Genomic DNA, 19,972 nt, shown 5'->3' with positions numbered 1-19,972 from the left:
GCTCAGAAGGTGAAGCCCAGCCGCACGTGCAGCCGGAACTTGCGCGTGTCCACGCCATAGGCCAGGTCGGCCTGCACCGGCCCGACCGGGCTGCGCCAGCGCGTGCCCACGCCCACGCCGACCTTGGGCTTGAGCTCGCTGGGCTTGTCGGCCACCGCGCCGGCATCGACGAACACCACGCTCTCGAAGTCGGTGAGCTTGTCCTTGTAGACGAAGGGGCGCTGCCACTCGAGGCTCAGCACGCCGAGGTAGCGGCCCGCCACCGTCTGGCCGTCGGCGCGCACGGTGCCGATGTCGCGGTAGGCGTAGCCGCGCACCGTGGTGTCGCCGCCGGTCAGGAACATCAGGGTGGACGGGATCTGCGCCGAGTCCTTGCCGACCACCGCGCCGGCCTCGGCACGCAATTGCAGGCGGCTGCGGCGCGCCAGCGTGGCGGCGTCCTTGCCGTCGGCCCAGCCGACCGGCACGATGCCGAGCCAGCGAACGTAGGTGCGCGTGAACGGCAGTTGCTGGCCGGTCAGCGTGTAGCCCGCGGCCAGTTCGAGCGCGAGGCCGTAGCCGCGCCGCGGCGAGCCGTTGTCGTCGAAGTAGCGCCCGGTCCAGCCCCAGTTGGCGGTCACGGCCGAGGCCGAGGGCGGGGCATCGGTGCCGCGGTTGGTCGCGTAGTCGTACTGCAGGAAATAGCTGCGGTCGATGTGGTCGCTGGTCTTGTTGCGCCCGCCGCGCAGCCGGCCGCTGTCGACCACGTAGCTGCCCGACTGCTCGCTCTTGAGCTCGGCGCCCGAGAACCAGCGCCAGCCGTCGTCGCCGGGGATCGCCTTCCACTCGGTGCCCAGCGACTGGATGTCGCGGTCCACCGACAGCCGCGACACCGCGCGCCAGCCCAGCAGCGGCAGCTGGTTGTGGATGTGGTCGATCGACAGGCGCGGCCCGTTGTCGGTGGTGAAGCCCACGCCCAGCACCACCTTCTGCAGCGGCGCCTCGCGCAGCTGCGCGATCACGGGCGCGGCCAGCGGCGTGCCGCTCTCGGTGTCGAGCGTGAGGAACACCGAATCGAAATAGCCGCTGCTGGCCAGGCGCTGCTGGGCATCGAGCAGCTTCTGTTGATCGTAGTCGGCGCCGCTGGGCAGTTGCGCGATGCGGCGGATGCCGTCGGCGCTGTAGCGCTGGTTGCCGCGCAAGAGCAGCGGGCCGAACTTGTAGGCCGGGCCCGACTGGTAGGTGGCGCTCAGGCGGGCCTCGTGGCGGTCGGCGTCGACCTCGGCGCGGCTGATCTCGATGTTGCCGGTGGGGAAGCGCTTGGCCGTGAGGCTGCGCAGCGCGACCGCCTTGGCATCGTCCCAGGCCTGCTGGGTGAAGGGCTGGCCCGCGCGCAGCGCCCAGGCGGTGCGGATGGTGTCGCGCTGCGATTCGGCGCTCGGGTCGTCGGCGATCGGGCCGGCATAGCTGAGCTGCACGTTGCTCACGGTCGTGATCTCGCCGGGCTCGACGGTGACCACGATCTCGCGCGGCGCCTTGTCGCTCGCGGGCGTCTCGTGCAGCGCGAGCGTGAGCGCGGGCGTGAAGTAGCCGAGCGTGGCGAGCAGCTCGCGCGCATTGGCCTCGGCCGCGACCATCAGGCGCGAGATCTCGGTGGCGCCGAGGTCGTCGAGCGTCTTGTAGCGCTGGATCTCGAGGTGCAGCGAGAGGTACTCGCGCACGCTGTCGGGGCCGCGCACGTCGACCGAGAAGGCATCGCGGCGCTTGCCGTCCTTGCCCTCCCTCTCGCCCTCCGTGGACGCGCTGGCCGCGCGGTCGCCGCCGTCGCTCACCAGCGCGGGGGTGGACGCGGCCGAGTCGCCCGCGTCCTTTTTCGGCAGCAGGCTGCAGCCTTGCAAAAGCAGGACGCCGGAAAAAAGCAATGCCGGCCAACACGCCGGCAAAACGACACGAACCACCCTGAACATGGGCGACGATTCTGACAGCATGATCCGGCGCGTCCGTGTCGGACGCGTTCGGATACATGGATGTGCGGGCCGCCAGGCCCGCGCGGCCGGGGCTCGAGGGCCGTCAAGGCCCGGTATGCCGGGAGGTCTTTTCCGTTACTTGGACAGCAGCCGCATCGCCTCTTCGAGGCCGCGCAGGGTCAGCGGATACATGCGGTTGGACATCAGCTGCTGCATCACCGAGATGCTCTGGCGGTACTGCCACACGCCCTGGGGCTCGGGATTGATCCAGGCGAACTTGGGGAAGGCGTGCGTGAGGCGCTGGATCCACTCGGCGCCGGCTTCCTCGTTGTTGTATTCGACGCTGCCGCCGGGCTGCAGGATCTCGTAGGGGCTCATGGTCGCGTCGCCCACGAAGATCAGCTTGTAGTCCTTGTTGTACTTGCGCAGGATGTCCCAGGTCGCGAACTTCTCCGAGAAGCGGCGCCGGTTGTTCTTCCACATGAAGTCGTAGACGCAGTTGTGGAAGTAGTAGAACTCCAGGTGCTTGAACTCGGTCTTCACGGCCGAGAACAGTTCCTCCACGCGCTGGATGTGCTCGTCCATCGTGCCGCCCACGTCCATCAGCAGCAGCACCTTGACGTTGTTGTGGCGCTCGGGCCGCATCTTGATGTCGAGGAAGCCGGCGTTGGCCGCGGTCGAGTGGATGGTGTCGTCGAGGTCCAGCTCTTCCTCGTGGCCCTCGCGCGCGAACTTGCGCAGCCGGCGCAGCGCGACCTTGATGTTGCGCGTGCCCAGTTCCTGCGTGTCGTCGTAGTCCTTGTAGGCGCGCTGGTCCCAGACCTTGACCGCGCTCTTGTTCTTGCCGGCGCCGCCGATGCGGATGCCCTGCGGGTTGTAGCCGCCGTGGCCGAAGGGCGAGGTGCCGCCCGTGCCGATCCATTTGCTGCCGCCCTCGTGGCGCTCCTTCTGCTCCTCGAAGCGCTTCTTGAGCGTCTCCATGAGCTCGTCCCAGCCCATCTTCTCGATCTTGGCCTTTTCCTCGGCCGAGAACTCGCGCTCCAGCGTCTTGCGCAGCCAGTCGAGCGGCACTTCCTTGGTGAAGTCGGTCAGCATCTCCACGCCCTTGAAGTAGGCGGCGAAGGCACGGTCGAACTTGTCGTAGTGCTTCTCGTCCTTCACGAGCGCGGTGCGCGAGAGGTAGTAGAAGTCGTCGAGGCCATAGGCATCGTCGGAATTCGGGCCCACCACGTCGGCCTGCAGCGCCTCGAGCAGGGTCAGGTATTCCTTGACGGAGACCGGCAGCTTGGCCGAGCGCAGGGTGTAGAAGAAATCGATGAGCATGGGACGCTCCTTGGGGTTTCAGTCGCGCGGCTTGTCGAGCAGGTAGAGCAGCTGCGCCCTGACCTCGGGCCACTCGCCCGCGCGCAGGCTGTACATCACGGTGTCGCGGATGGTGCCGTCGCGGCGCATCGCGTGGCCGCGGATCACGCCGTCCTTCTTCGCGCCCAGCCGCTCGATCGCGCGCTGCGAGGCGTGATTGAAGTTGTCGGTGCGCCAGCCCACCACGTTGCAGCCCAGGGTGTCGAAGGCATGCGTGAGCATCAGCAGCTTGCAGGTGGTGTTGACATGGGTGCGCTGGCAGCGCTTGGCGTACCAGGTGTAGCCGATCTCCACGCGCTTCACGGCCGGCAGGATGTCGTGGAAGCTGGTGCTGCCGAGCACGGTGCCGGTGGCTTCCTCGGTCACGGCGAAGGCGAAGCGGTCGGCGGTCTTGAGCGCGGTCTCGATGTAGGCGCGCGTGTCCTGCGGCTCGGGCACCGAGGTCACGCGCAGCTTCCAGAGCTCGCCGTCGGCGGCCGCGGCGCGCAGGCCCTCTTCGTGCGCGAGCGCGAGCGGTACCAGCGCGAGGCCGCGCGATGTCAGGGTGACGGGTTCGACGAAAGCCATGGTTGCGCGGTGTCTCGTGTCGTTCAGGGTGCCGGCTTGCCGTAGCGCCGGTCGTACCAGGCGCGCGCGAGCTGCACGCCCGCGCCGCCGCCGAGGCCGATCAGCAGGATGCCGAAGATCTCGCGGTTGCCGTAGCCGTTGGGGCCGAAGGCATCGAGGCCGAAGTACAGGCCGATCCAGCGGCCGAGCAGTGCGCCGATGACGAACAGCACGGCCTGGGCCACGCCCAGCACCAGCAGCTGGCCGACGGGAGGCGATGGCCGCACAGGCATGAGCGACGCTGCCTCAGCGGTTGTTGCGCTGCATGAAGACCAGCTTCTCGAACAGGGTCACGTCCTGCTCGTTCTTGAGCAGCGCGCCCACCAGCGGCGGCACGGCGACCTTGTCTTCCTTGCTCTGCAGCGCCTCGAGCGGGATGTCCTCGGCCACCAGCAGCTTGAGCCAGTCGAGCAGCTCGGAGGTCGAGGGCTTCTTCTTCAGGCCGGGCAGGTTGCGCACGTCGTAGAAGGTCTTCATGGCCGCGGCCAGCAGTTCCTGCTTGAGGCCGGGGAAGTGCACGTCGACGATGCTGCGCATGGTCTCGGCATCGGGGAACTTGATGTAGTGGAAGAAGCAGCGGCGCAGGAAGGCGTCGGGCAGCTCCTTCTCGTTGTTCGAGGTGATGAAGACCAGCGGACGATGCTTGGCCCGGATCAGCTCGCGCGTCTCGTAGCAGTAGAACTCCATGCGGTCGAGTTCGCGCAGCAGGTCGTTCGGGAATTCGATGTCGGCCTTGTCGATCTCGTCGATCAGCAGCGCCACCGGCTGCTCGGCCGTGAAGGCCTGCCACAGCACGCCCTTGACGATGTAGTTGTGGATGTCGCGCACGCGCTCGCCGCCATCCAGGTCCTTGAGCTGCGAGTCGCGCAGGCGGCTCACCGCGTCATACTCGTAGAGGCCCTGCTGTGCCTTGGTGGTCGACTTGATGTGCCACTGCAGCAGCGGCAGGTTCAGCGCCTGGGCCACTTCCTCGGCCAGCATGGTCTTGCCGGTGCCCGGTTCGCCCTTGACGAGCAGCGGGCGCTTGAGGGTGATGGCGGCATTGACCGCGAGCATCAGGTCCTGTGTCGCGACGTAGTTGTCTGAGCCCTTGAATTTCATGCGTGAACGGGAGGCTGTGGTGGAGAAAAGAACACACTCGATCGGCAACGTGCGTCCTTCGGGTCGGCCCGCACAGGCGCCCGCGGGAGCCTTGCATATAATCGAAAGTTGGTTCGAAAAACGGTATCTCCACGAGATTGTGCGCGCAAAATGAACAAGTTGTTGACCACGATGTTTGCCCTTGCTGTCGCTTGCGGGACGGTGTCGGTACAAGCCCAGCAAGTCACGGGCAAGCCCCAGGACGGCGCCAAGAAGGTCCAGATGTGCGTGGGTTGCCACGGCATCATCGGCTACCAGGCCAGCTTTCCTGAAATCCACAAGGTGCCGATGATCGCGGGCCAGAGCGCCACGTACATCACGGCGGCGCTCACCGCCTACAAGGGCGGCGACCGCAAGCACCCGACCATGCGCGCGATCGCCGACACGCTCACCGAGCAGGACATCGCCGACCTCGCCGCCTACTACAGCCAGCTCGGCGTGAAGGAAGGCGACGCGCCCCCGGCCGCGCTGGCCAAGGCCATGCCCGAGAACATCCAGGCGCTGATCAAGAAGAACGGCGAGGACAACAGCTGCACCAAGTGCCACGGCGCCAACTTCAACACCCCGAACGACGGCACTGTGCCCAAGCTGGCCGGCCAGCATGCCGACTACCTGTTCGTGGCGCTGAAGTCCTACCGCGTGAAGAACAACATCCACCTCGGCCGCTCGAACGCCGTGATGGCCGGCCAGGTCGAGCCGAAGAAGTTCAGCAACGCCGAACTCAAGACCCTCGCGAGCTACATCGCCTCGGTGCCGGGCGAGCTCAAGACGGTGCCCGAGTCGCGCATCCACCACGCCGAGAAGTAACAGCGGGCGAGCCGGCTCGCCGGCCTTGCGCAAAAAGCAAAAGCCCGCGGACGCGGGCTTTTTGCTGTCCGGGAGGCGGGCGTGTTCAGTGCCCGGCCACCGCCCCGGCGCCCCGGTCGGCATCGGCCGCATGCGGGTGCACCACCTGCTTGACCAGCAGCGCCACGGTCGCGATCAGCGCCGGCACCGCCAGCACCGCGAAGATCTGGGCGAAGCCCAGCTGACGGCTGGCCAGCTCGGCCACCAAGAACGAGCCCGCGATGCCGCCGAAGCGGCCCAGGCCCAGCATCCAGGCGATGCCGGTGGCACGGCCCTGCGTCGGGTAGAAGGCCGCGGCCAGCGCCGGCATCGAGGACTGCGCGGTGTTCATCAGCGTGCCGCCCAGCAGCACCGTCAGCACCAGCGCCGCGAGGCTGCCGAGCGACTGGCCGATCAGGTAGACGCTGACGGCGGTCAGCGCATAGCCGGTGGCGATCACCAGGTTGGCGTTGAAGCGGTCCATCAGCCAGCCGAAGAAGATGGCGCCCACGCCGCCGAGCGCGAACAGCGCCGAGATCACGGTCGCGGTCTGCGGCGGCACGTTGGCCTCGCGGAACAGGATCGGCATCCAGTTGATCATGGCGTAGAAGATCACCAGCCCCATGAAGTAGGCGATCCACAGCATGGCCGAGCCTACGAGGTAGCGCGGCGAGAGCACCAGCGCGAGGCCGCCGCCGCTGCCGTCCACGGGCGCCGGGCCGGCCTCGGTGAGGGTGAAGGCGCGCGCCTGCGCCGCGCTCTCGGAGATGCGGCGCAGCACGGCGCGGATGCGCTCGGTGGCGTACTTCTTCGCGACCATGTAGCGCGCCGATTCGGGCAGCAGCGTCGCCATCAGCAGCACCAGCGCCAGCGGCGCGATGCCGCCGAGCACCAGCACGCTGCGCCAGCCCAGGTGCGGGATCATCCAGGCCGCGAGGAAGCCGCCGAGCGCCGCGCCCAGCGGGAAGCCGCAGAACATGGTGTTGGTGATGGTGGCGCGTCGGTGGCTCGGGCAGTATTCGCTCATCAGCGTCACCGCGTTGGGCATGGCCGCGCCCAGGCCGAGCCCGGTGACGAAGCGCAGCCCCACCAGCTGCGGCATGTTCTGCGAGAAGGCCGAGGCCAGGCAGCCCAGGCCGAACACCAGCACCGCCCCCACCAGCACGCGCTTGCGGCCGAGCCGGTCGGCCAGCGGCCCGGCCAGCAGCGCGCCGGCCGCGAGGCCGAACAGTGCCGCGCTGAGCACCGGCGCGAGCGCCATCTTGCTGGCGCCCCATTCGCTCGCGAGCGAGGGCGCGATGTAGCCGATGGCCGAGGTGTCGAAGCCGTCGAGCAGCACCACGAGGAAGCTCAGCGCGAAGATGCGCCACTGGAAGGCCGAGAAGGGATGCCGGTCGAGGAATGACTGGACGTCCAGCGAAGCCGAGGGGGATGACATGCGTTGCTCCGTGTTGGAATGGTTTTGCGATGCGCAGCGGCGAGCGCGCGGCCGCCTTGCGGCTGCCGCGCTGTAAAGAAGAAGTCCGGGTACGAAAAAGCCGGCGCGGTGGCCGGCTTCGGTTTCAGGCGCTCAGACGTCGAAGAAGGCGGTTTCCTCCGCCCCCTGCATGCGGATGTCGAAGCGGTAGCTCACCGCGCCGCCGCGCTCGATGCGCTGCGCGACCAGCGTGTGGCGGCGCTCGGCCGGCACGCTCTGCAGCACCGCGTCCCTGGCGTTGGCCTCGGCCTCGTCGCTGAAGTACACGCGCGTGAAGGCATGCAGCAGCAGGCCGCGCATCAGCACGATCACGTTGATGTGCGGTGCCTCGCCGGGCGACTCGGCGCCGGGCTTCACGGTGTGGAACACGAAGCGGTTCTGCGCGTCGGTGCCGGTGCCCACGCGGCCGAAGGCGCGAAAGCCCAGTTCGCGCGCCTGCGCCGGCGTCTGCGGATAGCGGCCCTCGCCGTCGGGCTGGCTGATCTCGACCAGCGCGTCGTTGATGGCATTGCCGTCGCCGTCGATCACCCGGCCCTCGAGGCGGATGCGTTCGCCGGCGGCGTCGTCCAGCGCCAGCACCGCGTCGAAGGGCTGGTCGAAGTCGTAGCCGTACTGCGTGGCGGTGAGGCCGTAAGCGAAGTAGGGGCCCACGGTCTGGGAGGGCGTCTGGCCGAAGTCGGCTTCCTGGGCGCTCATCAGTTTGCTCATGGCGTGTCTCTTTCCTTCTGCGCTCAGCGGTTCTCGAACGGTGTTTCGTCGGCGCCGCGCAGCACCATGTCGAACTGGTAGCCCAGCGCGTAGCCTTCCTCGGTGATGTCGAGGCTGAAGTCGGCGATCAGCCGGTTGCGGTAGCGCTCGGGCGTGCCGGTGACCATCGGGTCGTACTGCAGCAGCGGGTCGCCCGGGAAGTACATCTGCGTGACCAGGCGGCTCGCGAAGCTCTGGCCGAACAGCGACAGGTGGATGTGCTGCGGACGCCAGGCGTTCGGATGGTTGCCCCAGGGATAGGCGCCGGGCTTGATCGTGAGGAAGCGGTAGCGGCCCTCGCTGTCGGTCAGGCAGCGGCCCGCGCCGAGGAAGTTGGGGTCGAGCGGCGCATCGTGCTGGTCGACCTTGTGCACGTAGCGGCCCGAGGCGTTGGCCTGCCAGAGTTCGACCAGCGTGTTGGCCACCGGGCGGCGGCGCTCGTCGAGCACCTGGCCCGTGAGGATCATGCGTTCGCCCAGCGGCTCGCCGTTGCGACGCGCGTTGCGCGTGAGGTCGTGGTCGAACTCGCCGATGCTCTCGTGGCCGTAGACCGGCTGCTGCAGCTCGCCGAGCGAGGCCTTGAGCGGGATCAGCGGCTTCTGCGGACCGCGCTTCACGGTCGACTTGTAGCCGGGGTAGACGTAGCTGGGATGGGCGTCCCAGTCACGCGGGGTGAGCTGGGGCTGGGTTTTGGTCAACATGCCTGTTGTCTCCTGTCGTGGGACGGACCGGGTCCGGATGGGCGAATTCTGGAATCCCGCTTCGATGATGTAAATTGAAGATTGATTCCGTTTCAATAACCATTGGTAATCCAGAAGACGAGGGCAAGAGGCCGATGACGAGCGACCTGCGGCTGGACTTCGTGCGCAACGTGCAGCTGCGCCACCTGCGCTGCCTGGTGGCGGTGGCGCAGGAGCGCCATTTGGCGCGCGCGGCCGAGCGGCTGGCGCTGAGCCAGCCCGCGGTGTCGAAGACGCTGTCGGAGCTCGAGGGCATCGCCGGCACGCGGCTGGTCGAGCGCAGCAGCGCCGGGCGGCGCGGCGTGCAGGGGCTCACGCCGGCCGGCGAGCAGCTGCTCGCGCATGCACTCAAGGTGCTCGAGGCGCTCGACGCCAGCGCCGAGGCCATCGCGCCCACGGCCGCGGGGCGCGTCGAGCGGCTGCGCATCGGCGCGCTGCCCAGCGTCGCGCCCGCGCTGCTGCCGGCCGCGCTGGCGCGGCTGCGCGGCCTCTGGCCCGCGGTGCAGGTGGTGGTGAAGAGCGCGGCCAACCCGGTGCTGCTCGACGAGCTGCGCGCCGGCGAGCTCGACCTGGTGGTCGGCCGCATGAGCGACCCGCGGCTGATGGGCGGACTGAGCTTCGAGCTGCTGCACACCGAGCCGCTCGTGTTCGCGGTGCGCACCGGCCATGCGCTCGCGCACCGGCCGGTGTCGGTGCAGGCCGTGCTCGACTATCCGCTGATGGTCTACGGCGAGGGCACGATCCCGCGCCACAACACCGAGAGCTTCCTGTCGGCGCGCGGCCTCGCGCTGCCGGCCAACACGCTGCAGACGCTCGACGTCGCGCTGGCGCGCGCTCTGGTCGCGCTGTCGGATGCCGTGTGGATCACGCCGCTGGGCGCGGCGCGCGGCGAACTGGCCGACGGCCGCATGGTACGGCTGCGCATCGACACCGCCGGCACCGAGGAGCCCGTGGGCCTGCTGCAGCGCAGCGATGCCGAGCCCTCGGCACTGCGTACCGCGATGGCGGGGCTGCTGCGCGAGGCCGCGAAGCCGCAGGGCTCGCTGCCGGCGCGGCGGCGCGGGGCGTCGGCGGGATAGCCGGGCTTCAGTCCTTCGTTGCGCGGCGCTGCACGCAGGCCACGTAACCATCGCCGTCGGGTGGGCGCCCCGCGCGCTGGCTCTCCCACATCATCTGCCCCAGGCATTCCATCGCCTCGTGATGCGCATCGAGCAGCGAACCGCGGCGCGCGGCCAGCAGCTCGACCGCCTGGCGGATGCCGCGCGGCTGGTCGATCGAGCACTGCTCGCTGATCGACAGGTGCATCGACAGATGCAGGAACGGGTTCTCGCGACCGTTCGATCCGTCGTAGACCCGCGCCACCGCCGCGTCGGCGTCGAGCAGGTCCTCGTGGTACTCGGGGTGCGCCTCGATCCAGCCGGCGGCGATGGTCTCGAGTGCTTCCATCGGCAGGCCCTGGCGGTGCTTGGCGTACACGTCGCAGAAGAAGCGGCGCACGTCTTCCTGGGAGGGATTGAACATATATAGATAGGCAGAGAAGAAGCGGAGGGGACGCAGGCCGCGAGGCCGTGGGCACGTGCGCGGCGATGACGCGTAACGCAGGTCCGTGGCGCTTGCGCGTGTCGGCCGAAAACCCCTGGGGTCGGGCCGGCGTTCCGGGGCGCACACGTTACATCGTTACGTAACGAATCGAGAAAAGACCTCGGTGAAAGCCCTCGCAAGCCGTCTCGCGAAGGACTGATTTGAAAGAAAAACCCAAGCAGATCAACGAGTTGCGGCGGTCGATGGGCAGTGGGTGCAAGGCCGCGAAAAGGCGGCACGCAAGTTGCCCCTGTAGTTCCATCTTTTGTCACAGAGGCCGCCATGACTGCACCACAAGCATCGACCCCTTCGACCGCGGGAACTGCCGATAACGGCGTTGCTCCAGTGGTCATCGCCCAGGCCACCGCAACGCCGATCGCCCCCATGGGCTCGGCACCGGTGGTCGCACCCTCCGCGCCTGTCGCGACGGGGCCCGCCAGCATCGGATCGCTATCCAATGCTACGCCGGGCACGGTCGTCATGCGCGATGGCGTGTCGATTCCCGTCGACGGCGGCCATTCGCTGATGGCCGGCGATCGCGTGATCGTTCCCGACGGTGGCCAGGCCAACGTCCTGTTCCCCGGCTCGGCCGGCAACAAGGCGCCGCTGGCCGGCGTCTTCACCGGCGGCACCGATGCCACCGTGGGTTCCACCAAGCTGCCTGGCGGCCTCGAGCAGGTGAACGTCGACGTGGCCTCGGGCGACCTGCAGGTCACGCCGCCCGACAGCGATGCGGATGCCGCCGCGCTGGCCGTCACCAAGAAGCTCGCTGCCGGCAGCGGCATCGGCCTGGGCGAGTTCGCCCTCGGCGCGCTGGGCGCTGCCGCACTGGGTGCCGCGCTGAGCGGCGGTGGTGGTGGCGATGGCGGCTTCATTCCTTTCCAGATTCCAGGCGGCGTGGGTGAGTCCGACGCCGATGCCGACGCGGACGCCGATGCGGACGCGGATGCCGATGGCGATGCGGACGCCGATGCCGACGCGGATGCTGATGCCGACGCGGACTCGGATGCCGACGCGGATGCTGACGCGGATGCCGACGCTGATGCTGATGCTGATGCTGATGCGGACGCCGACGCCGATGCGGACGCCGACGCCGATGCGGACGCCGACGCCGATGCGGACGCCGACGCCGATGCGGACGCCGACGCTGACGCCGATGCCGATGCCGATGCCGATGCGGATGCAGACGCTGATGCCGATGCGGACGCTGATGCCGATGCGGACGCTGATGCCGATGCGGACGCTGACGCCGATGCGGACGCTGACGCCGATGCTGACGCCGACGCCGACGCCGACGCCGACGCCGACGCCGATGCAGACGCTGACGCTGACGCCGATGCAGACGCTGATGCTGATGCTGATGCCGATGCCGATGCCGATGCCGATGCCGATGCAGACGCTGATGCCGATGCAGACGCTGATGCCGACGCAGACGCAGACGCAGACGCAGACGCAGACGCAGACGCCGACCACCTCCTCGATCCGGGCGACGGCCTCGTCAACCACGTGATCGATGCCGTGGACGACACCCTCGGCCTGGGCGGCGCGCTCGACCCGGTGAAGCCGGTGGTCGATGGCGTCACCGACCTGCTCGATGACGTGCTCTCGCCGATCGTCGGCGAAGAGTTCACGCCCGACGATCCGAACGAGTTCGATCCGGTAGACACGGCCGTGGACAACCTGACCAACGGCGTGGGCGGCGCGGTCGCTCCGGTCGTCGATGCCCTGCTGGGCAACGGCGTGACCGACGCGCTGATCGGCTCGCTCAACGGCCAGGTCGACTACGTCACCGACGCCCTGGGCAACGCGCTCGAGAACGTGCTGGGCAGCGATGGCCTGCTCGGTGGCGTGACCACCGGCCTGGGCATCGACGGCCTCGTCGACGGCCTGCTGGGCACCGACGGCACCATCGGCCAGGTGGTCGATGGCCTGCTCGGCGAAGGCAGCCTGCTAGGCAGCGCGCTCGGCGAAGACGGCCTCGTGGGCCAGCTGCTCGGCGACGACGGTCTGGTCGGTGGCCTGATCGGCGAAGGCACCGCGGTCGGCAGCCTGCTCGACACCCTGCTGGGTGACGGCGGCCTGCTCGGCGGCGTGGGCGGCGAAGGCGGCCTGCTGAGCGGCCTGCTCGGCCCGGCCCTCGGTTCCGACGGCCTGCTGGGCAGCCTGATCGGTGAAGACAGCGCCCTGGGCGGCCTGCTGGGCGAAGACGGCCTGGTCGGTGGCCTGCTCGGCGACGACGGCCTGCTCGGCGGCCTGCTGGGCAGCGAAGGCCTCGCCGGCGGTCTGCTCGGCGAAGGCGGCATCGTGGACAGCCTGCTGGGCCCCGATGGCCTGGTCGGTGGCCTGCTGGCCGACGGCCCGCTGGGCGGCCTGCTCGGCGGTGAAGACGGTCTGCTCGGCGGCCTGCTGGGCGACGACGGCCTGCTGGGTGGCCTGCTCGGCGACGACGGTCTGCTCGGTGGCGTGCTCGGCGACGACGGCATCCTCGGTGCCGGCGGCCCGCTCGGCGGCCTGCTGGGTGGCGACGGCCTGCTCGGTGGCCTGCTTGGCGACGACGGTCTGCTGGGTGGTCTGCTCGGCGACGACGGCCTGCTCGGCGGCGTGCTGGCCGACGACGGTCTGCTCGGTGGCCTGATCGGCGGCGATGGCCTGCTGGGCGGTCTGCTCGGCGACGACGGCCTGCTCGGTGGCGTGCTCGGTGACGACGGCCTGCTCGGCGGTCTGCTGGGCGACGACGGCATCGTCGGCGGCCTGCTCGGCGAGGACGGCCTGGTGCCGAGCCTGCTGGGTCCGGACGGCCTGGTCGGCGGCCTGCTGGCCGAAGACGGCCTGGTCGGTGGCCTGATCGGCGAAGACGGCCTGCTGGGCGGTCTGCTCGGTGGCCTGCTCGACGGCGGTGGCGGCGGCACGGGTGCCCAACTGCTCGACCCGACCGACAGCATCGTCGGTGGTCTGGTCGACGGTCTCAACGACGGTCTGCTCGGTGAGCTCGGCCTGGGCGACGTGCTCGCCCCGGTGGTCGGCCTGACCGACAGCCTGACCGATACGGTGAGCGGCCTGCTGGGCCCGCTGCTCGGCGACACCTTCACGCCGAACGACCCGAACGTGCTGGATCCGGTGGACGACCTCGTGGGCCAGGTCACCGACGGCCTGGGCGGCCTGCTGAGCCCGCTGACCGACCAGCTGCTGGGCGCCGGTACTACCGACGCACTGCTGGGCGCGGTGGGCACGCAGGTCGACTTCCTGACCGATGGCGTGGCGAATCTGATCGGCGGCGATGGGCTGCTGGGTGGCGTGCTGGGCGACGACGGTCTGCTGGGCGGCTTGCTCGGCGGTGACGGTGGTCTCCTGGGTGGCGTGCTGGGCGACGACGGTCTGCTGGGCGGTTTGCTCGGTGGCGACGGTGGTCTGCTGGGTGGCGTCCTGGGCGACGACGGTCTGCTGGGCGGTTTGCTCGGCGGCGACGGCGGCCTCCTGGGTGGCGTGCTGGGTGACGACGGTCTGCTGGGCGGTTTGCTCGGCGGTGACGGCGGCCTCCTGGGTGGCGTCCTCGGCGACGACGGTCTGCTGGGCGGCTTGCTCGGTGGCGACGGCGGCCTGCTGGGTGGTGTCCTGGGTGACGACGGTCTGCTGGGCGGCCTGCTCGGCGGCGACGGCGGTCTCCTGGGTGGTGTCCTCGGCGACGACGGTCTGCTGGGCGGCTTGCTCGGTGGCGACGGCGGTCTGCTGGGTGGCGTCCTGGGTGACGACGGCCTGCTGGGCGGCCTGCTCGGTGGCGACGGTGGTCTGCTCGGCGGCATCCTGGGTGATGACGGCCTGCTGGGCGGCTTGCTCGGCGGTGACGGTGGCCTGCTGGGTGGCGTGCTAGGCGATGACGGCCTGCTGGGCGGTCTGCTCGGTGGCGACGGTGGCCTGCTGGGTGGCGTACTGGGCGACGACGGCTTGCTGGGCGGTCTGCTCGGCGGTGACGGTGGTCTCCTGGGTGGCGTGCTGGGCGACGACGGTCTGCTGGGCGGCCTGCTCGGTGGCGACGGTGGTCTCCTGGGTGGCGTGCTGGGTGACGACGGTCTGCTGGGCGGCTTGCTCGGCGGTGACGGTGGTCTCCTGGGTGGCGTGCTGGGCGACGACGGCCTGCTGGGCGGTCTGCTCGGCGGTGACGGTGGTCTCCTGGGTGGCGTGCTGGGTGACGACGGCCTGCTGGGCGGTTTGCTCGGCGGCGACGGTGGCCTCCTGGGTGGCGTGCTGGGTGACGACGGTCTGCTGGGCGGCTTGCTCGGCGGTGACGGTGGCCTCCTGGGTGGCGTGCTGGGTGACGACGGTCTGCTGGGCGGCTTGCTCGGCGGTGACGGCGGCCTGCTGGGTGGTGTCCTGGGCGACGACGGTCTGCTGGGCGGTCTGCTCGGTGGTGACGGCGGCCTGCTCGGCGGCATCCTGGGTGACGACGGCCTTCTGGGCGGCGTGCTCGGCGGTGACGGCGGCCTGCTCGGCGGCGTGCTCGGCGGTGACGGCGGCCTGCTCGGCGGCGTCCTCGGCGACGACGGCCTTCTGGGCGGCGTGCTCGGTGGCGACGGTGGTCTGCTCGGCGGTGTGCTGGGCGACGACGGCCTGCTGGGTGGCGTGCTCGGCGGTGGCGAAGGCGGCCTGCTCGGTGGCGTCCTCGGCAACGACGGCCTGCTGGGCGGTGTGCTCGGTGGCGACGGTGGTCTGCTCGGCGGTGTGCTGGGCGACGACGGCCTGCTGGGTGGCGTGCTCGGCGGTGGCGAAGGCGGCCTGCTCGGTGGCGTCCTCGGCAACGACGGCTTGCTGGGCGGTGTGCTCGGCGGCGATGGCGGCCTGTTGGGCGGCGTGCTCGGCGGTGACGGCGGTCTGCTCGGCGGTGTGCTGGGCAACGACGGCCTGCTGGGTGGCGTGCTCGGCGGCGGCGAAGGCGGCCTGCTCGGCGGCGTCCTCGGCGACGACGGTCTGGTCGGTGGCCTGCTCGGCAACGACGGCCTGGTCGGCGGCCTGCTGGGCAACGACGGCCTCGTCGGCAGCCTGCTCGGCTCGCTTGGCGGCGACGGCCCGTTGGCCAACATCCTGCAGCCGGTCACCGACATCCTCGGCGGCCTGACGGGTGGCGCGACGCCGGTGGTCGATTCGCTGACCGGCACCAGCGCCGGCGCACTGGCCCCGGTGACCGACATCCTGGCGGGCGCCTCCGGTGCCGCGGCGCCGGTGGTCGAGACGGTGGCCAACGTGCTGGACGGCGTGGACCACGCCCTGGGTACCAACCTGACCCAGGTCGTGACCCCGATCACCAGCCAGGTCGAGCACACGGTGGGCAATGTGGTGACCCCGGTCGCCAACATCCTGCACGGCCTGCTGGGCTGATCCGGTCACGGACAGTGGACGGAAAAAAAGAGAACGAGCAGCAGAAGAAAGGACGGACCGGCAACGGTCCGTCCTCTGAAAGGAACGGTATGAAGACGAATTTCCGGATACTGGCCATCGCGGCACTGGGCGCCAGCCTGGTCGCCTGCGGCACCGGGCCCAAGCAGGGCCGCGACGACGCGACCTACTACTACTCCAACAAGGGGGCGAGCGCGGTCGCCAAGGTCGAGCCGCCGCCCCCGCCGCCGGTGCAGAACGGCCCGGCCGGCGTGTCGAAGATCGTGTACTTCGACTTCGACAAATACGACATCAAGCCCGAGTACCGCAACATCGTCGAGGCGCACGCCAGCTTCCTGCGCAACCGCCCGACGAGCCGCGTCGTGCTCGAAGGCCACACCGACTCGCGCGGTGGCCGCGAATACAACCTCGCGCTGGGCCAGCGCCGTGCCGAAGCCGTGCAGCGCGCCCTGACGCAGCTGGGCGTGCCCGCCGAACGGCTCGAAGCCATCAGCTGGGGCATGGAAAAACCCGCATCGCTTGCCAACACCGAGGAGGGCTACCAGCTCAATCGCCGCGCCGAATTCAGCTACCGCTGAACCAGGGAACTGCGATGCCTTCGATGGCAGCTCCCGGTCTTCCGAGTCATCGCGGCAACGCATGACGAAGAGGGCCGGTTGCCCGTTTTCGACCGGGGCCGAATGATGTCCTTTTCCGATCAGCTCCACGCCTGCCACGAGCGACTCGTCTCGGTGTGCGCGGCGCTGCCGGCGCCATACCCGGCCTTCACGCTGTTCTTCTCGGTGAGCGACGGCACGCAGCGGGCGCACGTGGTGCACACCCGCGCGGCCGTGCTCGAGACCGCCTGGCGCGAAGGCGCCGAGCAGGTCGAGCGCTGGGTGCACGAGCACGGCATCGTCTCGCCCTGGCTGCGCATCGACTGGGTCGAGGGCGCGAGCCCGATCGACTGGGTCCAGTTCAAGGGACAGCTGGCGTCGGTCAAGCGCAACTACTTCCGCCTCGGCCTGGCCTTCGACAAGGACTTCGAGCTCGCGTTCACCGAGCAGGAGCTCAATGCGAACGCGATGCTCAGCGGCGACTCGACCATCGCGCACGCGGTGGTGAACCCGCGCAACTTCGAGCTCTATGCCGATGCGCGCTTCGGCCGCCGGCTCTCGCTCGACCTGCCGGGCGACCAGCCGGTGTTCCTGCTGGCGACCGTGGGCCTGTTCTGCCAGCCCGACGGCGTGGTGCACAAGCTCGTGGGCACGGGGCTCGATGCCGGCCGGCGCCAGCTGCCCGCGCTCAATCCGCAGTCCACGCTCGACCTGGTGCGCAGCGGCGCCTCGTACCTGGCGCGCCAGGTGCAGGCCGACGGCCTGTTCGTCTACGGCTACTTCCCCTGCTTCGACCGGCGCATCCCGACCTACGACGCGATGCGCCATGCGAGCGCGCTCTACGCCATGATCGAAGCGTGGGAGATCACGCGCGACGAGACGCTGCGCGCGGCCATCGAGCGCGCGCTCGATCGCCTGGTGCATCACCTGATCCGCGACTACAAGCTCGCCGACGGCCGCGACATCTCGTTCCTGGTCGACACCGGCGGCGAGATCCGCCTGGGCGGCAACGCGGCCTGCGTGCTGGCGCTCGTGAAGTACTGCGAAGCGATGGACACGCGGCGCTGGCTGCCGCTGCTCGACAAGCTCGCGCTGGGCATCTCCTCGCTGCAGGACCCGGCGACGGGCCGCTTCAACCACGTCATCCATGCGAACGACCTGACGCTCAAGCAGGCCTCGCGGATCATCTACTACGACGGCCAGGCCTCCTACGGCCTGCTGCGCCTCTACGGCCTCACGCGCGATCCCCAGTGGCTGGCCGTGGTGGAGAAGGCCTTCGACCATTTCATCGCCAGCCAGCACTGGCAGGCGCACGACCACTGGTTGAGCTGCTGCGTCAACGAGCTCGCGCGCTGGAGCCCGCAGGAGCGCTACTTCCGCTTCGGGCTGCAGAACGTCGCGGGCTACCTCGACTTCGTGCTCGACCGCAAGACCACCTTCCCGACGCTGCTCGAGCTGATGCTGGCCGCGCAGCAGATGCTGCAGCGGCTCGAGGGCATGCCCGCGATGCGGCACCTGCTCGACGAGCTCGACGTCGAGAAGTTCTACCGCGCGCTCGACTACCGCGCGCACTACCTGCTCAACGGCTACTTCTGGCCCGAGATGGCGATGTACTTCCGCCGTCCCTCGACCATCGTCGGCTCGTTCTTCATCCGCCACCACGCGTTCCGCGTGCGCATCGACGACGTCGAGCAGTACGTCTCGGGCTTCGTGGCCTTCCACCGCTACCTGGTGGAGCGCCGCACGCTGCATGGCGCGGGCGCCGGCGCGGTGGCCGGTGGCGGCATCTCGGTCGGGCAGGGCGGACCGCGCGACGACGGCGGCACCTGGACCGCGAGCGAGATGGCGCGCGTGACCGGCGGCGAATGGGTGGTGAAGCCCGAGGACGGCTGGCGCGCCAGCGGCGTCGCGCAGCGCTCCTTCCTGCGCAAGGGCCGCGTGGTGTTCGAGAACCAGACGCGCAACGCCAAGGCCCCGCTCGCGGCCGTCGCGCTCAAGGGCGTGCTGCAGCCCGCGGCCGCCGTGCTGTGCGTCGATCCCAAGCCGCATCTCGACAAGCGCGTGCCGGTGCTCAAGGTGGCCGACCTGCCGCAGGCCGTGCTGCAGCTCGGAACCCATGCGCGCGCCGAGTTCAACGGCGGCGTCTGCGCCGTGGTGGGGCAGGGCGTCGCCGGCGCGACCGTGGCGGCCATGATGGCCAGCGCGCTCACCGTGTGGGGCGAGGTCGGCCAGCCCGAAGGCAGCATCAGCCTGCCGTCGGGCATCGCCTGGAATCTCACCTGCCTGCCGCGCCACGCCGCCTACTGGGTGCTCGACATGAGCCAGTCGCAGCTGCCCGCGTCGACGCAGCTCGTGCGCCCGACGCTCGCGGTGATCACCGGCCCCTCGGCCGCGGCGCAGAAGCACCGCGGTCCGGCCGAGGCCGCCGCGCGGCAGGACGCGCGCATCTTCCTCGGCATGACCGCTGGCGACAGCGTGGTGCTGAACCGCGACATGGTCGAGTACCCGGTGTTCGCCGAAGCCGCGGCCGAGCGCCAGCTGCAGGTGGTGAGCTATGGCGAGCACCGCGCGGCCGATGTGCGGCTGGTCTCCTTCGACCATGGCGAGGTGAAGGCGATGGTGGCCGGCGAGCCGCTGCAGCTGCGCCTGAACGCACCCGGCCGCCACATGGGCATGAGCGCCGTCGCCGGCCTGGCCGCGCTGACCGCGCTGCGGCTGCCATTGACCGCGGCGGTCGAACCCTTCGCGCAGTTCGAGCCGCCCGGCGGGCGCGGCGCGCTGCACACCATCCACATCGGCGGCGGCAGCTTCAAGCTGATCGACGAGACCTACGACGCCAACCCGAGCTCGATGCGCGCCGCGCTCGAGCTGCTGGCGCAGGCCCCGTGCGAGCCCGCGCGCCGCGTGGCGATCCTCGGCGACATGCAGGAGCTGGGCCCGGCGGCCCAGCGCCATCACCTCGACCTCGAGCCCGAGCTGCTGGCCACGCAAGCCGACCGCGTGCTGCTGTGCGGACCGCTGATGCGGGCCCTGCATGCGCGCATCAGCTCGAAGGTGCGTTCGCACTGGTTCGTCGACGTCTCCGATTTGTCGACCGCGCTGGGCAGCCTGCTCCAGCCGGGCGACTGGGTGCTCGCGAAAAGCTCCGCGGGCGTGGGTCTGTCCCGGCTGGCCCGGGTTTTGAAAGCACTGCCATGACCAGACTGGATGCACTCCTTCATCTGCCCGCGCAGCAGGAGGCCGCCCCGGCGCGCCGCTGGTGGACCCGCTGGGCCCAACTGCTGTGCGCGTGGGTCGTTTGCATGCTGCTGTGCGTCAATGTCGCGATCCTGCTGGACCGGGGTTTGCCCGGAGACGATGAACCCGCGCAGGCCGCGAATACTCGGAAGACGGTCGCTTGCAGCACCGTCGTCCTGCCCACCGAAATCGTCTCGCATCGAGCCGCGACAGGGTCTGACCGACCCCTGACCAAAGCCTCGAATTGCACTGCTTTCTAGAGTGAAATATTGCCTTGTAACAGTCGGGTAACAGTTGATAATGAAGCCGTTGCGTCATCGCCTGACG

15 protein-coding genes are annotated in these 19,972 nt (G+C 69.7%); 6 read left to right on the top strand and 9 right to left on the bottom strand.

The annotated features are described in order from the left end of the window. Positions 1-2 precede the first annotated feature (2 nt). From BM109_RS23100 to BM109_RS23080, 5 genes are all read right to left on the bottom strand, one after another. Complete coding sequence (locus BM109_RS23100) at positions 3-1,946, bottom strand: autotransporter assembly complex protein TamA (RefSeq protein WP_093347767.1); 1,944 nt, start codon at positions 1,944-1,946, stop codon at positions 3-5. Between the two features lie 135 nt (positions 1,947-2,081). Then, positions 2,082-3,269, bottom strand: coding sequence for a vWA domain-containing protein (locus BM109_RS23095; protein ID WP_057590875.1), 1,188 nt, complete (start codon positions 3,267-3,269; stop codon positions 2,082-2,084). An 18-nt stretch (positions 3,270-3,287) separates the two neighbouring features. Continuing rightward, complete coding sequence (locus BM109_RS23090; RefSeq protein WP_093347763.1) at positions 3,288-3,875, bottom strand: GNAT family N-acetyltransferase; 588 nt, start codon at positions 3,873-3,875, stop codon at positions 3,288-3,290. 23 nt (positions 3,876-3,898) lie between these two features. Beyond that, positions 3,899-4,147, bottom strand: coding sequence for a hypothetical protein (locus tag BM109_RS23085; protein WP_093347754.1), 249 nt, complete (start codon positions 4,145-4,147; stop codon positions 3,899-3,901). A gap of 13 nt (positions 4,148-4,160) precedes the next feature. Continuing rightward, positions 4,161-5,015: an AAA family ATPase gene (locus tag BM109_RS23080; protein WP_093347752.1), complete on the bottom strand. Its 855-nt coding sequence runs from the start codon at positions 5,013-5,015 to the stop codon at positions 4,161-4,163. Positions 5,016-5,165: 150 nt separating this feature from the next. On the opposite strand from BM109_RS23080, the gene BM109_RS23075 reads away from it, so the two are divergent. After that, positions 5,166-5,861, top strand: coding sequence for a c-type cytochrome (locus BM109_RS23075; protein ID WP_093347749.1), 696 nt, complete (start codon positions 5,166-5,168; stop codon positions 5,859-5,861). A gap of 85 nt (positions 5,862-5,946) precedes the next feature. On the opposite strand, the gene BM109_RS23070 is transcribed toward BM109_RS23075, so the two are convergent. The 3 genes from BM109_RS23070 to pcaH form a co-directional block, all read right to left on the bottom strand. Then, complete coding sequence (locus BM109_RS23070) at positions 5,947-7,317, bottom strand: MFS transporter (protein WP_093347741.1); 1,371 nt, start codon at positions 7,315-7,317, stop codon at positions 5,947-5,949. A gap of 132 nt (positions 7,318-7,449) precedes the next feature. Continuing rightward, positions 7,450-8,064: a protocatechuate 3,4-dioxygenase subunit alpha gene (gene pcaG, locus BM109_RS23065; protein WP_057590881.1), complete on the bottom strand. Its 615-nt coding sequence runs from the start codon at positions 8,062-8,064 to the stop codon at positions 7,450-7,452. Between the two features lie 23 nt (positions 8,065-8,087). Then, positions 8,088-8,804, bottom strand: coding sequence for a protocatechuate 3,4-dioxygenase subunit beta (gene pcaH, locus BM109_RS23060; RefSeq protein ID WP_057590882.1), 717 nt, complete (start codon positions 8,802-8,804; stop codon positions 8,088-8,090). A 134-nt stretch (positions 8,805-8,938) separates the two neighbouring features. Between pcaH and BM109_RS23055 the strand changes: the two genes are divergently transcribed. Then, the gene (locus tag BM109_RS23055; protein WP_093347739.1) at positions 8,939-9,922 is read left to right on the top strand and encodes a LysR substrate-binding domain-containing protein; all 984 of its coding nucleotides are present in this window, start codon (positions 8,939-8,941) and stop codon (positions 9,920-9,922) included. Between the two features lie 7 nt (positions 9,923-9,929). Here the strand turns inward: BM109_RS23055 and BM109_RS23050 are convergent, their stop codons facing one another. Then, a complete protein-coding gene (locus BM109_RS23050; protein WP_093347737.1) occupies positions 9,930-10,364 on the bottom strand; it encodes a DUF1841 family protein in 435 nt (144 codons plus the stop codon). Between the two features lie 342 nt (positions 10,365-10,706). On the opposite strand from BM109_RS23050, the gene BM109_RS23045 reads away from it, so the two are divergent. The 4 genes from BM109_RS23045 to BM109_RS40885 all read left to right on the top strand — a co-directional run bounded on the left by BM109_RS23045 (position 10,707) and on the right by BM109_RS40885 (position 19,905). After that, positions 10,707-15,794, top strand: coding sequence for a RodZ family helix-turn-helix domain-containing protein (locus tag BM109_RS23045; RefSeq protein WP_256222730.1), 5,088 nt, complete (start codon positions 10,707-10,709; stop codon positions 15,792-15,794). An 89-nt stretch (positions 15,795-15,883) separates the two neighbouring features. After that, positions 15,884-16,390, top strand: a complete 507-nt coding sequence (pal, locus tag BM109_RS23040; RefSeq protein WP_093347731.1) for a peptidoglycan-associated lipoprotein Pal — start codon at positions 15,884-15,886, stop codon at positions 16,388-16,390. A 105-nt stretch (positions 16,391-16,495) separates the two neighbouring features. Continuing rightward, positions 16,496-19,606, top strand: a complete 3,111-nt coding sequence (locus BM109_RS23035) for a glutamate ligase domain-containing protein (RefSeq protein ID WP_256222729.1) — start codon at positions 16,496-16,498, stop codon at positions 19,604-19,606. Beyond that, positions 19,603-19,905: a hypothetical protein gene (locus BM109_RS40885; RefSeq protein ID WP_143129249.1), complete on the top strand. Its 303-nt coding sequence runs from the start codon at positions 19,603-19,605 to the stop codon at positions 19,903-19,905. The genes BM109_RS23035 and BM109_RS40885 overlap by 4 nt, the downstream gene beginning before the upstream one ends. The last annotated feature ends 67 nt before the right edge of the window (positions 19,906-19,972 follow it).

It is taken from the genome of Variovorax sp. PDC80 (genome assembly GCF_900115375.1).
Classification (GTDB): Bacteria; Pseudomonadota; Gammaproteobacteria; order Burkholderiales; family Burkholderiaceae_C; genus Variovorax.
This window is presented reverse-complemented; position numbering and strand designations above follow the sequence as displayed.